The sequence below is a fragment of the Flavobacterium luteolum genome (assembly GCF_027111275.1).
In the GTDB taxonomy this organism is placed as follows: domain Bacteria; phylum Bacteroidota; class Bacteroidia; order Flavobacteriales; family Flavobacteriaceae; genus Flavobacterium; species Flavobacterium luteolum.
The window spans coordinates 4,755,981-4,772,266 of record NZ_CP114286.1 but is presented as its reverse complement, the minus strand read 5'-3'; the positions used below and the strand labels follow the sequence as shown (position 1 = coordinate 4,772,266).

Annotated in this window: 9 protein-coding genes; 4 read left to right on the top strand and 5 right to left on the bottom strand. The window is 31.9% G+C overall.

Annotated elements, in window-relative coordinates:
- Position 1 precedes the first annotated feature (1 nt).
- Positions 2-3,289: a P-loop NTPase fold protein gene (locus OZP10_RS20285; RefSeq protein WP_281632489.1), complete on the top strand. Its 3,288-nt coding sequence runs from the start codon at positions 2-4 to the stop codon at positions 3,287-3,289.
- Positions 3,289-4,122, top strand: coding sequence for a restriction endonuclease subunit S (locus tag OZP10_RS20280; RefSeq protein ID WP_281632488.1), 834 nt, complete (start codon positions 3,289-3,291; stop codon positions 4,120-4,122). The genes OZP10_RS20285 and OZP10_RS20280 overlap by 1 nt, the downstream gene beginning before the upstream one ends.
- Positions 4,123-4,269: 147 nt before the next feature.
- Here the strand turns inward: OZP10_RS20280 and istB are convergent, their stop codons facing one another.
- From istB to OZP10_RS20260, 4 genes are all read right to left on the bottom strand, one after another.
- Positions 4,270-5,007 carry an IS21-like element helper ATPase IstB gene (gene istB / locus OZP10_RS20275; RefSeq protein ID WP_041515719.1) on the bottom strand — a complete coding sequence of 246 codons (738 nt, stop codon included), beginning with the start codon at positions 5,005-5,007 and terminating at the stop codon, positions 4,270-4,272.
- 12 nt (positions 5,008-5,019) lie between these two features.
- Positions 5,020-6,573: an IS21 family transposase gene (gene istA / locus OZP10_RS20270; RefSeq protein ID WP_281632487.1), complete on the bottom strand. Its 1,554-nt coding sequence runs from the start codon at positions 6,571-6,573 to the stop codon at positions 5,020-5,022.
- 156 nt (positions 6,574-6,729) lie between these two features.
- Positions 6,730-7,542 carry a hypothetical protein gene (locus tag OZP10_RS20265; RefSeq protein ID WP_281632486.1) on the bottom strand — a complete coding sequence of 271 codons (813 nt, stop codon included), beginning with the start codon at positions 7,540-7,542 and terminating at the stop codon, positions 6,730-6,732.
- Positions 7,543-7,639: 97 nt separating this feature from the next.
- Complete coding sequence (locus OZP10_RS20260) at positions 7,640-7,864, bottom strand: hypothetical protein (RefSeq protein ID WP_281632485.1); 225 nt, start codon at positions 7,862-7,864, stop codon at positions 7,640-7,642.
- A 97-nt stretch (positions 7,865-7,961) separates the two neighbouring features.
- Between OZP10_RS20260 and OZP10_RS20255 the strand changes: the two genes are divergently transcribed.
- Together OZP10_RS20255 and OZP10_RS20250 are read left to right on the top strand one after the other, a co-directional pair.
- Positions 7,962-8,630, top strand: coding sequence for a response regulator (locus OZP10_RS20255; RefSeq protein ID WP_281632484.1), 669 nt, complete (start codon positions 7,962-7,964; stop codon positions 8,628-8,630).
- Between the two features lie 1,239 nt (positions 8,631-9,869).
- Positions 9,870-14,255, top strand: a complete 4,386-nt coding sequence (locus tag OZP10_RS20250; RefSeq protein ID WP_281632483.1) for a hybrid sensor histidine kinase/response regulator transcription factor — start codon at positions 9,870-9,872, stop codon at positions 14,253-14,255.
- Between the two features lie 393 nt (positions 14,256-14,648).
- Here the strand turns inward: OZP10_RS20250 and OZP10_RS20245 are convergent, their stop codons facing one another.
- The gene (locus OZP10_RS20245) at positions 14,649-16,286 is read right to left on the bottom strand and encodes a glycoside hydrolase family 43 protein (protein WP_281632482.1); all 1,638 of its coding nucleotides are present in this window, start codon (positions 16,284-16,286) and stop codon (positions 14,649-14,651) included.

The following is a 16,286-nucleotide window of genomic DNA, read 5'->3' as shown; positions in this document are numbered from 1 at the left end:
TATGTTTTTCTTTTTTTTCAATGAAAATATACAAGTAAAATTAGGTGCTTCTCCAAAAGATGCAGATGTTGCGATAGTTTCTATAAATTCTGAAGGAGCAATTGGTGAATTAAACCAAATGGTTCTTAGAGCATATGGTTATGATCAATCAATTTTAAAACAACTTAATTTAGGAAAGGGATTTGATTTATTTCAGCTTAATGGCAAACCTATTCTATTCGTAGTTACAGTTGGAATTGGTAATCCTATAAATAATTTAAATGAGAATCTTAAACAAGCTATCAGATTCCACATTCAAACATTATCTGGCAAAAAGATTTGGCTTCCACTTATGGCTACAGGCATTGGAAATTTAAGTTATAGTGATAGTTATAAAATAACTATCAAAGTTTTAGAAGAGACAAAAAACAGTATTAATAATTCTCAATTTATAATTTCTATTCCAAATGACAAAAAAGGAGAAGAATTTTACCAAGAAATTAATGTTAAAAATTCATATATTGAAATTGATGAAACAAATCAAAATAAAATTGGTGATTCTATAAAGGTTGATGAAAATTTAATAATTAAAAAATTCATTAATAATTCTGGATTTGATTTTTATCTGGTTGGTTCAAATTGGGGGAATTCAGGAGATCAATCAAACAGATTTTATCAAAATAATATTTGGGAAAATGGTTATGAAGACGGACAATATTCAGAAATAATTAATAATATTAAAGAAGGTGATTTTGTTATCCTTAAATCAACTTACGCAACTAAAGATGGCAAAAATTATTTAAGATTCAAAGGTTTAGGTTTAGTAATCGATAATTTAAATAATGGAATTAATATTAAAGTTAACTGGATAATAAAAAATAAGAAAATTGATATTAAAGGTTTAAGTTTTTATAGAGATACCATTACAACACCAAATCTAATAGATTTAGAAAATATTCTTTCTAGTTTGGATTACAATGAAATAGAAAAGATAATAAACGCTAATTCAATAAATCTTTCTTCTTCAATAAGCAATCCAGATATTAATCATAACATAACATCTATACCTGGTCTGCTATGTGATTCTGAAACAGGTGAAGATCATCTAGATATTAAAAAAGATGTTGAAGCTTTTGCACGAGTTATGGTTGCTAAAAGTTTTATTCCACCTTTAGCAATAGCTTTATTAGGAAAATGGGGGTCTGGAAAAAGTTTTTTTATGCATAAGCTGAAAGAAGATATTCAAAAATTATCCTTAACAAATCCTCAAAATGCCTTTTGCGAGGGTATTGCGCATGTGCATTTCAATGCTTGGTCCTATATGGATGCAAATCTTTGGGCAAGTATTGTAACTCGCATTTTTGAAGGATTACAAGAATATATAAGTGGTGATAATAAAGCAAAGAATTTCAAAAAAGAAATAGAAAAAAAACTAGCACAAAATCTAAATATAGCTAAAGATGAAATTTCTTTTTTAGAAAAGCAAAATAAGATTATTAATACTCAACTTTTTGGGCTTTATAGACAACAAATTAATTCTAAAAGAGAATTAAAAAAGAAAATATCCACTATAAAACAAAATACACTTGAAAAGGTATTAAAAAATGTAAACGAAAAATTTAAAGTTAAAAGTACTATTGAACAATCTTTAAACGAAAACCCAACATTTATTAAATCTACTAAAGATTTAGCTAATATCGTTCCAGAAAAATATTGGATTTCTCCTGATGAATTATGCAATCAAGTACAATCTAAATATACATTTATAAAAGTTTTCTTTAAAAGGGACAAATGGTTAGTCAATACTATATGGTTGATTGGAATATTATTAATAATTTATCTAACACCCATTTTCACTTTTACAACCTCATTACTAGCTAGTTGGCAAGACTTTTCCTTTACGGCAAAAACTTTAAGTTTTATTATTTTAGTTGGAAATTTTTGGAAAAGAGCTGTTGATACGTACAATAAACTTCAACCTCTAATAGCCTCTTTTTGGAAAATAAAAGAAAATTATGAAACTGAAAAAGCTGATGCATTATTTAAATTTAAACAAAGAGAAAAAGCTTTAAGTTTTGAGATTACAAATAGTAAAGAGGAGATAAAAAGTATAGAGCAACAAATTAGTAGTGTTAAAGAGATAAAAAATAAAATAAAATTTAAACTAGAAAATGCTTTGTCAACAGAAGCATTATACACATTTATAGAAAAAAGAGCGAATAGTGAGGACTATAAAAAACATTTAGGAATTGTATCTGTTATAAGAAAAGATTTTGAAGTGCTAAGTGATTTGCTCATTGACCATAATATAGAAGCTTCGAAGAATAAAGAAAGTGATGAATTTAAATCAATGTTTGAGAAGCCGCTTGAACGTATCATCCTCTATATTGATGATTTAGACCGTTGCCCCGAGGAACGAGTGGTTGAAGTTTTAGAAGCAGTGAACTTATTAATGGCTTTCCCTCTTTTTGTGGTGGTAGTTGGTGTTGATCCTAGATGGGTTAAGACTGCTTTGCAAAAAAAATATAAAAATCTCTTTAATCAAAGTAGTGAAAACGAAGAAGCTATTTCTCCATCCAATTATTTAGAAAAAATATTCCAAGTTCCTTTTCATTTAAAAGAAGCTGAAGACAATAGTATCAAAAATATGATTGAAAAATTAGCAAAAACAAAACATAATTTAGGAGCTGTAATTAAAAAAGATGAACTAGAAAATAACACTACTGTAGATTCTATAGATCTAGATTCTATAGATGTAGATAAAATTGGATTGGATGAAAAAGAAGAACAAAAAATCACTAAACCTTTAAATATTCCAATTACACCTATAAAAGAAGAAATTATAAATGAAGAACAAATTAGAGCTTTAGACATAACCGATGAAGAAATTGAACAAATTAAAAGCTTAACAGAAATAATTGGCAACAACCCAAGAGCTATAAAACGTTTTCTAAATATTTATAGAATAGTAAAAACTCACGAAGACTTTGATTATAAAGATGAAATTGAGGAGAAAGAATTACTAGCAATTATGTTTTTATTAGCATTACCAATAGGAAAATTCAAAGATTTAATTGGGTCATTTGAATACTTTTTGGGAATAAAAACTTTAGATTTCTCAACATTAGATCATTATGTTAATCAGCCACCTTCAATAGGATCTTCTATTGAAGAAAATAAATTAAAGAGAAGAAAAACCGAACTAAAAATGATATTAGAAAATTCCAATAAAAAAACATTAGAAATAGATGTTTCTTTATTTAGAAAACATAATTCATTCATCAAAAGATTTACTTATAATAATATATAATGTCACACAACTGGAAAACATATAAACTCTCAGATGCTTTAGAAATAAAGTATGGTAAAGATCATAAAAAAATTCAGGATGGAAACATACCAATTTATGGAACTGGTGGTATTATGCGCTATGGAAATCAATACTTATATAATAGAGAAACAATATTAATTCCAAGAAAAGGTTCTTTAAATAATATATTTTACTTAAATGAACCTTTTTGGTCAGTTGATACAATTTTTTGGTCAAAAATAAATGAGAAGGTTAGCTTCCCAAAATACTTATTTTATAATTTAAAAGTACTTGATTTTGCTTCAATGGATGTCGGTTCTGCAATTCCAAGTTTGACAACTGAACTTTTAAAAAAAATCGAAATAAATCTTCCGTCTCTCCAAGAACAAAAAAGTATAGCCTCAATACTATCAGCTTTAGATGACAAAATCGAAAACAACCTTGCCATAAACAAAACACTTGAGGAAATGGCAATAGCATTGTATAAGAATTGGTTTGTAGATTTTAGCCCATTTCAGGATGGACAATTTATAGAAAGTGAATTAGGAATGATTCCTGAAGGTTTTAAAGTGAAAAAACTCGGCGATTTTGTAAAACATAAAAAAGGATATGCTTTTAAATCACAATGGTATCAAGAAACTGGACAAATAATTGTTAGGGTTAGTGATACTACCGAAAATTCTATAGATTTTAAATCTTGTCATAGAATACCTCATGAACTAGCCATTAATTATGAGGACTATTTATTGAAAACAAATGATGTCGTAATTGCAACAGTAGGTTCATGGCCACCAAACTATTCTTCAGTTGTTGGTAAAGTTATTAGAGTGTAAAACTCAGTGATATTGACCACTGTTTTCCAATTTAAAGTGACCACTTCGTTTCGGTTTAAAGTGACCATCTAATTTCGGTGCAAAGTGAGCACCTAAAAAACTACTTTTTTTCGTGTGTTAATTATTGTTTCAAATATAGATAAATAATTATTCCTTGATTATGCTTTTTTTCTTTCTCATTGATTCCCCATGCAGCTCAACCCTGTGGGCCTGGTGTATTAATCTGTCAAGGATTGCATCTGCTATGGTTTTCTCGCCGATTATGTCATACCATCCCTGAACGGGGATCTGCGAGGTTACTATAATAGAACCATTGTTGTGCCTGTCCTCGATGATCTCTAAAAGTGTGATTCTGTTCTGGCTGTCCAATGCCTGGAGTCCAAAGTCATCTAGTATGATAACATCCTGCCTTTGTATTTTCATCAGTTCTCTTAGGTATGTACCATCTGCCTTGGCCATTTTCAGCTTTGCAAATAATTTTGCAGTATTAAAATAACTTACTTTATACCCTTCGATACAGGCCTGATAACCAAGTGCTGTTCCTAAAAAACTTTTACCAACCCCTGTGCTTCCTGTGATTAGTATATTTTCATTCTTTTCTACAAAACTGCATTCTGCAAGCCGGAGTATAAGATTTCTGTCAATGTTCCGGGACTGGTCAAAATTGATGCTTTCAATATTTGATTTGTAATGGAAGCGTGCATTGGCAATACTGCGTTCAATACGCCTGTTGTGGCGTTCATCCCATTCGGCATCTATTATCATTGACATAAACTGGTCAATGGTATAATGATCGGTTTTACCGCTCTCGATAGCTGTCATGAAGGCGTTATGCATTCCATGAAGCTTCATCTGTTTCATTTTTGCTACAGTAGATTCATTCATTGTAAATTGATTTTAGTTATAATAATTTTTTCCTCTGATATTGCCGTGGTCGGGAAGATCCTGATCTTCTTCCTTTTCGTGTTCCATAGGTATCTTATCCAGACTGTTTTCTAAGATGTTCTGTATGGTTTTAAAATTATAAATCTTAAAGTCCAGAGCACGTTTGCAGGCATTTGCTAATCTTTCTGCACCTACTTTCTTCTCAAAAGATAATATACCTAGACAGCTTTTATAGGCCTGCTCGGGGTGGTTCCTGCTTTCTATTATCTGCATAATATATTCTCCTACTGCCGGATCAATGCTGTTGGCCCATTCAATAAACCTTAAGGCATTCCACTGTGCTACAAACTGATGTGTGCTTGCCATATGTTCTGGATTTGTGGTATAGATGTAGGGCTTTGGATTTCTGATGTGTGTGGCTATACGGTTGTATTTGAAGTATATTTCAACAGTAGAGCTTGTGTAGAGCAGCTTTACTTTTTTCTTTAAATATTGATAGGGCACGCTGTAGTAGTTTTTATCCTGGCTTAACTGGACGTGCCCGTTCTGCATTACTGTTGCCAGAGACTGGTATTTAATCTCAAAGCGTTCCAGAGGAAGAGGCTGCAGTTCATGTCTTTCATCTTCCATAAAGAGTTCAAAACGAGAGTATGGTCTTCCAGTAAGTTTCTTGTTGTTATGTGCATCGAGCAGATTCCATATTTCCTGGTTCAGTTCTTCTATGCTGAAGTATTTAGAGTCTTTCAGATTTGCATAAATTCTTCTGTAAAGTATCTTGACTGCTCCTTCAACTAAAGATTTGTCTCTGGGCCTGTAGGCTCGTGCGGGCAGAATAGTGGTTTCATAATGTTCAGCTAAATCTGCAAGAGTTTCATTAATGGTGGGTTCGAAGCGGCTGGTTCTGACTACGGCAGATTTTAAGTTGTCAGGTACAATTGCGGCAGGCGTTCCTTGAAAAAAACGCATTGCATTTTCTACCGAAGCTACAAAATCTTCCTTCTGCTGGCTCATTGACGCTTCTGCGTAAGTATACTGGCTGGCACCGAGTATGGCAACAAAAAACTGTACTTCCTGAACCTCAGACGTACTTTTGTCTATAAATGAGAGTGTCTTTCCAGCATAATCCACATACATTTTATCGCCAGCCTTATGATTCATATGCATCACAGGGTTTACCTTGTTGCTCCAGTCTCTGAAGCGGTTCCTGAACTGCGTTACTCGAAGACCATCGGGATAGGTTTCAATATACCTTTCCCACATGGTCTGTATGGTGATCCCCACTTTTTTTAATTCCCGTTCCATCTGAGGAAAATAAGCATACAGATCTTCTATTCTTGAGGAAACAACTTCTGTCGGACCCTGAGAAAACAGTTCGTCCAATTCAGTGTCAGTTTTATTGTTTACGGTTTCCAGGCTTAATCCAAGCACTTCAAATAAAGAGATGTATTTTTTTACAGTATTTCTGGATAGAGATAAATATCGGCTTATAAACAGCTTGCTTTTGCCGTTGCAGTGCAACTTAATGACTTTTCTGATTTTGTTCATGTCTAGTTTGTTATTTGCCATAGTCTGTAGTTTTTATACAGATCCATGGTTTAACAACATGAAAAGAAGTAGTGTTTGGTGGTCAATTTGAACCGAAACAAGGTGGTCAGTTTAAATTGAAAAGGGGTGGTCAGTTTGACCCGAAATCGGTGGTCACTTTATATTGAAAAAGCGTGGTCAAGTTGACCGTTTTTTCCATGTTAGAACAGCATTTAGTTCTTTTATTGATAATGAAAAATCTCCTTTTAAATCATATAAATTACAGATGTTGATAACAGAAGATACACTGTAATTATTAATTTCATCTACATCTAATCTCCTGTTTTTCATCTGATCCAGATTTTTCAAAGCCAATTTATGATATTTTAAAGCGTCATCATAATTAAAAAGCTTCTCTAAACAATTCCCCATCAAAGTATTGCAGGAATATATCAACCTAATTTTATTTGATCCTTCTAAAAACTTCAAAGCTTTTGAAACTTCTACTTCGCACTCAACATAATTACTATCGTAAAATAAAACATAAGCCTTATTAAAGTGCATTCTACCTACATCATCATAATCGCCAATTTTTAAATAAATTTTCTCTGCCAATAAATAGTAATAATAAGCACTATCTTTTTTTGAATCTTCATAACAATCCCCTATATAATAAAGTGATTTTGCCATTCTTAAACTATCACTTCCATTTTTAGACAGTTCCAAACATTGCTTGCTTGTTTTTAAAGATTTTTTAAAATTATTGAGATAAAAATATTCTTCACTAATCTGCAAATACAAGTTCCTTGTGATAGTATCGTTTTTCTCAAACTTTAATCTATCCTCTAAAGAATCCAAAAAAAATTCTTTTTTTTCATTCGGTATTTTATTAAAAACATCTTTGCTAAAAACAATCTTATCTTGCATAGATTCCTTCAACTTTTCCCTACTGCAAGAAAAAAAAAGAGTTAATAGCATACTTAATAAAAATAAATTGCCGCTGCCTACCATTATTAAAATTTAATTCGTTTCAAATGTAAGTCATCAAATTAAAAAAGGCCACGTAATTTTTAAAAATTACATAGCCTTAAAATAAATTTATTATAACCTAATTTTTAGGTTTCGGATTACTTGGATCGCCTTCCATTTCCATTACGCGGTTATCTGGACTTAAATCAATGGAATCATTTATTTTTGCATTTAACTCTTTTTTTGCTTCTCTAGATAGTTTTGCAGCATTATTGTTTATACTTTGAACTTCATCATCACTAGAACATGAATAAATTGATAACATAAGTATCAAAATTCCAGCTAGTCTTAATTTGTTTTTCATTTTATAGGATTTGTTTTTTACAAAAAAACAAATCCTAATCACTTCTATATTACGGATAATCCGTATTTTTTTTTACTTTTGCAAATAAAAACGTACAGTGCCACTTAATATTTTAATTGTAGACGATCATCCAATGACAGTGGATAGTTATATTAATCTACTATCGGAGGATTTTTTTGAAATATCCAAACCACATTTTATAAAATGCTATAATTGTGAAGATGCATATAAAAAGATCACGCTTCTCTCTATGCAAAATGTGAAAATAGATTTTGCAATAGTTGACGTAAACCTGCCCCCTTACAATAAATATAATATTTCTAATGGATTAGATTTGTCGACATTAATTCGAAAAACTCATCTAGAGTGCAAAATATTAATCCTAACAATGCGTACGGAAGCTTTTTTAGTGGATAAAATCATAAAAAGAATAAAACCTGAAGGATTTGTTTCAAAAAGCGAAATTAATTTTGAACTATTTCCGTTATTGTGCAAAAAAATCATTTCTGGAGAAATATTTTACAGTAGTGAAATAATGAAGTCACATAAAGAATTATTAAAAGAGAACATCAAGTGGGATGAGCATGACACTCAAATTTTAATTCTTTTATCTCAAGGGGTCAAAACTATAAAGCTTACAGACCATATACCATTGTCGATGAGCGCTATAGAAAAGAGGAAAGCCAATATAAAAAGTCAATTATTAATGGGTAAAGGAAGTGATGCCGATTTAATAAGAAAGGCAAAAAAAATGGGTTTCTTGTAAGCCAAAAAAATTGTTTGGTTGTATTTGACAAGTCATTTACAATAAAGTGAACAAACTCTTAAGCACCAAAATATATAAGGCTGGAGTTAATACATTTGTTGTCACTAAAAATCAAGATTATAGCCTGCTGAAATCAATCACCAGAAATTTTGATATGAATGCGAAATGCTTTTTACTTTATAAAATTTAGATCAATGTTAATGGCAATTTTTAAAAGCTTGGTTAAATAAGTTTAGAATCCAGTATTTTTGATATATTTGCATGACAAAAAAAGAATAATACTACTGACTGTTAATTCGTTAGTATTTTAATTTTGTGAATGGATTTAATATTGAAAAGTGAAAATTTGAATTTGGTGCAGAATCGGTGCACTTTGGTTCAAGACATACATAAAAGTGGCATATATAGCGGTTTCAAGCTTAAAGTTCGAATCCTGCTCTCCTCATTGCAATAAAATGCATAAATAATTATCTTCTAATTAGGTTGAAGCGGTTTAAAAACTCTAATATCCGACCAAATTTTGATTTGAATAATCTCCAAATTATTATATAATTTTACAAAAAACTAACCCGTTCTCTTTACATAGTCCCAAATTTTATTTTCAAGAATTTTGTAAAAAGCTATTACATCTTAATAAATTTAAATATACATATGTTTTAACATTTTTTAACGTTTAAGCCTTACGATACATACAAACCGCTTACAAATGAAAATTCAAAATAATTATCTTACAAATTCACTTGAAAGTAAGCCAATTTCTTTAAATCATTCATAAAATGGTTTGTAAATTGTTCAGTAAGGTCACTTGGGGAGACAACTAGTAAATAGTTGTTTCTTTTTTTATGCCCTAATGTGTAGATTTTTCAAGCTTTTACAACCTAATATTTGTGGTCCGATTTTTTCACAGGAAATTTTTAGTCTGTTTGAAATAAACAGTCTTCAAGTGGCGCTGTTAGATATTTAATCGAAACTGAACGATGGCTCGAAATCCCTTTAAGGATATAGTTTTTTTTCTCTTTTGTATTATCGTAATCTTTTAATATTAAATATTGTTGTTCGTCTGAATTTAAAAATTGATTTACTTCTAATATACACTAGTAAAATTTTGACAGTAAACATTTTTGGAACAGATAAAAATTTCTTGCAGATAAACTTTAAAATCAGAGTAAAGAAAGTTTTGTGGCAAACTATTTGTTATTTTAGTGGCCTAACTTCAAACCTTACCAATATATAACTTTGATGCATTTAAACAAAAAAAAATACCAATGCGCCTTACTTTTTTTATTTCTCAGCAAGCTTGCCTGTTATGCACAACAGAACTACAATTTTAGCCACTATTTGGTTGAGGATGGACTTCCTCATAATATCATTAATTATATCATTCAGGATAAAAAAGGATTTATATGGTTTGCTACCACTAACGGCTTAAGCAAATACAACGGATATCGCTTTAAAAATTATAAAACAGAAGCTACGGATAAAGTTTTGATGAAAAACAATCGTATCGACTGGATTACAGAAGATGCATCCGGCAAAATCTGGATGCGTACTTTGTCCAACAAAAACAAAGTCTATTGTTTTGATCCTGCTGTAAATGAATTTTGGGGAGCAGAATTAATACCGGAGGTGGTAAAAAACAATATAGAAATTACCCAGATACTTCCTCAAAAATCGGGCTTAGTGTGGCTTATTACAAAAAATAACGGTTGTATCGCCATTACCAGCAATAGTTACTCCTATGAAATCTTCAGTAAAGATAATGGTAAGTTAAACAGTAATAAAGTCATAACTGTTTTTGAAGACCGTTCTAAAAACAGCTGGATTTTAACTGATCGAGGCATTATGCAGTTAAAAGCGAATAAGTTGCAAGCTAGTCCAAAATCGCTTTTAGACACAAATGAACAAACAAAAGCATTTTACACTGCACTGGAACTTGAAGATGAAATCTGGTTTGGAGGAGCCGACAGCAATTTACTGCAATACACAAAAGGTACGCAAAATTACAGAACACATCAATTAGGCTTAAAAGGTGAAATCATTATTTTAAAAAAAATAGATAACACTACAGTTGCAGCGATAACAGAGCAAGCCGATTTTTGTTTAATAAACATTTTTACCGGACAAACATCTAAATTTAAAAGTTCTGATATAGCCAATCTCGAACAAAAGAAAATAAATGTTATAAGACTGACACAAGATCTGTTATGGTTTACCAATAATGATGAAGCCGGTATCTATGCTGTTAATATAAAAAATAAAAAAATAACCTATTTTCCGGCAGGCGCTGATGAAACTGGCTTAACTCAGTTTTCAGTAAAAGCTGCAGCACTAACCAATGCGAAAGGAGAAATCTGGGTTCAGCCTAATAATGGCAGTTTTTCAAAATATGATCCTTCTGCCAATCGTTTAATTCCGTTTGAAACTACAGCTTATTTCCCGAAAGGAAATTTCAGTAATAAATTTCATATTGCCTATTTTGACAGACAGGGTAATTTATGGTATAATACACAGACATCCGGAATTATAAAAGTTACTTTCAGCCAGAATAATTTTAAGGCTTTAAAAATTGAAAATCCTCAAATAAAATTAGGTATCAAAGATGTACGTGCCGTATTTCAGGATAAAAACGAAAACATTTGGGTTGCCAATAAACAAAACCAACTTATTCTTTTTGACAAAAACTTTAAAAAACTTGGATGCATATCACCAGATGGTCAATTAGTTCCTCAGTCTGTCTGGAAAAAACCAATTTACAGTATTATTCAGGACAAAGAATCTGTAATATGGATCGGAACACGAGGAGATGGACTCTATAAGTTTAGTCCTAAAACGCAAGACTACAGCTATCAGGTACAACACTTTAAAAACATAGAAAACAACCCGAACAGTTTAAGCAATGATAACATTTATACCATTTTTGAAGATCAGTGTAAACGTTTATGGGTTGGGACTTTAACCGGATTAAACTTAATTCGGAAAAAAGGAAATACTTTAGATTTTATCAATCAAAACGGGCGATTAAAAAATACTCTTCTTGAAAAGCATTTACACATACGATGCATTAAACAGGATAAACAAGGAATATTATATATTGGTTCTACTACCGGATTGTTGGTATTAGATGGAAAAAAAAGATTTCCTGAACTAATTTCCTCTATAAAAGTTTATGAAAAAACGCAGCAGGAAACGACCTGTTTAAAAAGTAATGATGTCATTGATTTCTGTATGCCTAAAAGTGGCGAGGCTTTTATAGCAACAGCCGATGGCGGAATCAGTAAAGTACTTACAAGAGATGCAAAAGGATATCCGAAAGATTTTAAACATTATACACAAAAAGAAGGTCTTCCTTCAAATAATATTTTGTCTTTGTTAGAAGATAATGATCAAAATTTATGGATCACAACCGACTATATTTTAACACGTTTTAATCCGCGGGCAGAACTCTTTGAAGTATATTCTGAAGTGAAACCTATTTTAACCTTTAATAATTTTACAGAGGCAACAAGAATTAAATTACAAAGCGGCGAATTGCTGTTTGGTTATGCGGAAGGATTATTACATTTTTTTCCAAATAGCATAAAATCGAACAACAACATACCTACTTTGGCATTAACTGATTTTCAGGTTTACAATCAGAATAATAATGCTCCTTTTAATTTATCATATTCTATAGACAGTAATCCGGTAATAGAGTTAAAACATAATCAGAACTTTTTTAATATAGAATTTGCTGCACTGGATTATATTAATCCCGAAAACATTAAATATGCTTATAAACTGGAAGGTTTTGACGAAAATTGGAATTATACCAATGATCAGCATGCTGCCTTTTATACCAACGTTCCAAAAGGAAATTACATTTTCAAGGTAAAATCGACCAACAGCCAAGGAAACTGGGTCGCTAATGAACGACAAATAAACATCACCGTTTTACCGGCAATATGGAATACCTGGATTGCCTACATTATCTACTGTATGTTAGTCCTGGGTATTATTCTGGGAATTAATTATGTAGTATTAACCATGTATCGACTGAAAACCAATACACAAATGGAAAAGGATATGTTTGAAATGAAAAATAAATTTTTCATTGATATCTCACATGAACTACGAACTCCTCTTACGTTGATTACTGGTCCTGTTGATTATCTTATTAATGATTCCGGAACTTCTGAAGTAGTAAAGAAACAATTAACTTATGTGTCTCAAAATACCAATAGACTGCAGCGTTTGGTAAATCAAATACTGGATTTTAGAAAAATACAGGATCAAAAACTTCAGATCTCAGAAATCAACCTAGCTGTGTTTGCCAATGATATATTTAATAATTTCCTGGAAACAGCACAAGAACGAAATATAACTTATCTGTTTGAAGTCGAAGGAGACGATTTTCGTTTGTGGGCTGATAAAAATGCCTTGGAAAAGATTTTAATGAATTTGTTGTCTAATGCTTTTAAATATACTCCCGACGGAAAATCTATAACTCTAAAAATAGTACGAATATCCAATGAGCTTCAGCTACAGGTTATCGACTCGGGCTTGGGGATAAAAGAGGATTTTCAAAGTCGTATTTTCAATCGGTTTTCGTCTTATAACACTAACGTCAATAATCCAAGTACCGGAATCGGACTTTCTATGGTTAAAGAACTGGTAGAGCAGCATCATGCCGAAATTACTTTTAGCAGTACAGCCAATGAGGGAAGCACTTTCTCCCTGAGCTTTAAAACGGGCCATGACCATTTTAATGAAGATGTAGAAATTATTAATGAAGAGCCCGCAGCTGTAACTGAAATTGCAATAGACAAAAATTCCATACAGCAGACAACTGAAAAAGTCAGAGTATTGGTGGTTGAAGATGATTTGAATTTACGCACCTTCATTAAAAATATACTGGAAGAAGATTATGAAGTAATTGAAGCGGAAGACGGTGAAGAAGGCTATCAAAAAATAATCGAAAATACGCCTGATTTTGTAATTAGTGATATTATGATGCCAAAACTCAGCGGAGTAGATTTATTAAAGAAAATTAGAAATAACATAGAAACCAGTCACGTTCCTGTTGTGTTATTAACGGCAAAAACAACAATCGAAAGTCAGTTGGAGGGAATGAATTATGGTGCGGATGATTATATCACTAAACCTTTTAGTGTAAGTTATCTGAAAGCCCGTATTATAAATTTACTGGAACAACGTAAACGTCTGCAAAGCATTTTTGAAAATTACGATAAGAATACTTATAAAGAAGAAACACATCCGAAAGAAAACTATGAACCAAAACCGCATTTAGTAAGCGATAAGGATGAAGAAATAATGCGAAAAATTATGGATTGTATCGAAGAAAATATTGATAATAATGAATTTTCCGTTGAAATTCTCGGTAGTACAGTGGGCTTGAATCGAACTACATTATACTATAAAATAAAGAGTTTAACAGGTTATTCTCCTGTTGAATTTATTCGTGATATCAGAATAAAACGTGCCGCACAATTATTGTCTGACAGTCAGTTATTGATTAAAGAGATAGCTGATATGACAGGTTTTTCAGATATGAAGTATTTTACTAAATCCTTTAAAAACAAATACGGAGATACTCCAACAGAATACCGACAAAAACATAAAAGTTAGATCGACTAAAAATCTATATTAAAACTTTGCGATTTAACCACTTTGCGAGATTATTTAGTAAACCAATTTGGAATTTGCTCGCAAAGACGCAGAGACGCTAAGTAATATTATTTAAAGTTTAAGTTTTTTTAATGAACTAAAAAGTCTGCCCAATAACTGTAGAAATTAATTTGTAAAAATTTGTGTAATTGCTTCGCCTGTTCGCTATCGCTCGGGTTGTGGTTAAAAAACTTTTTTAGAAAACAGAATTCTTTAGAAATAAAAAAAGAAGTCCGAAGACTTCTTTTATCCTAGTGCCAGTAAAAGTAACTAATTACAATTAACCACAAAAATACTTAATGACTTAAACCATAACCACCAGATCGAAAAAAAATTAAACTTAAACTTAAAACCTTATTTTTCAATTTTAGATATTCTAAACCAGTCTATATCTGCATAGCCGGCATTATTTATTGTTCCTTCTCTCAAAGCCACAAAACCAACTTTTGAACCTATCCAAGTTCCTTCAGAAGCAATAAATTCAGAACCGGCTTTTATATACTTTTTATCATCTAAACTGTAATAAAACTGGCACTTTCCTCCTTTTTGAACCGTCACTCTGAAATAAAAAGTATTATTAGAAAGTGTTGCAATTTCAGTTGCAATTTCTACAGCTCCTTTATCGGCTTTAGCCGCAGATAACTGCATTAATTTTAATTGACCATTAATTTGTTTAACGGATAAACTGCTATAACTTCTTCCCATCACAACCAATCCAAATTGTTCATTATCAAAATTGGGGGTAAATGTTATTTTAGAAGTTGCCATAAACTCTTCAGCAGGAAATTTTTGCGCCAGAATATTAGGCACCTGCCATAAACTTTTAAAATCTGCTGGCTTTGGAATACAATTCAAACGGAAATAACCCATACCAGCCGAAGGATAACCCCAGACCAACTGTTTATTAGCATGCCATTGCCACTGTAAACCTTGCATAGGCTCATTAAATTCGTCAGAATCCGGAGGAGTTGCTAAGGGATATTGCCCATTTACATTTGGTTTTTTAAAAGTCAGCACAGGCTCTCCAATACCATTTTTATCATTATCAACTCCCATAACCGGCCAGTCATTTTTCCAACTCATCGGATTTAAATGTACGACACGGCCATAAGCACCCTGATCCTGAAAATGTATAAACCAGTCTTCTCCTGTTACTGTATCAACCCAAGCGCCCTGATGTGGACCATTTACAACTGTTTTTCCTTGTTCCAACACAACCTTTTCTTCATAAGGCCCATAAATAGATTTAGACCTCAGGATTAACTGCCAGCCTGTTGCGACACCGCCTGCAGGAGCAAAAACATAATAATAGCCATTTCGTTTATAGAATTTAGGTCCTTCAACCGTTGTATGGTTTTTATGACCATCAAACAAAAGCATCTCATCATCATTAGCCATACAGCTTACAGGATCTATGGTACAAAGCATTAAAACACTTTTGGTTCCGGCACGGCTTCCTGCTAATGCATAACCCAGATAAGCCTTCCCATCTTCATCCCAAAAAGGAGCGGGATCTATAATACCTTTCGCTGCTTTAATCAAAACAGGTTCTGACCATTTACCGTACGGATTTTTAGTTTTCGTCATATAAATTCCGAAATCGGGATCAGGATAAAAAATATAATATTCCTCATTATGAAAACGAATGCAAGGCGCCCAGACCCCATTACCGTGCTGTATTTTATCGTAGGTTTCTACAGGAGGCTGTTTTGGCAACGCATAATTTACTAACTTCCAATTGACTAAATCATTCGAATGCAGAATGGGAAGTCCCGGAATACAATTAAAAGACGAAGCAGTCATAAAATAATCTTTCCCCACACGGCAGACATCGGGATCAGAATAATCGGCATAGATAATTGGATTTTTATAATTTCCGTTTCCTAAGTCAGATACCCAAACCTTAGAAAGCGTTTCTGTATTTTTTTGTGCATAAACACTGCCCATTTTTGTCAGCACTAAGCAAGCAAGTGCTACATATTTTATTTTCAT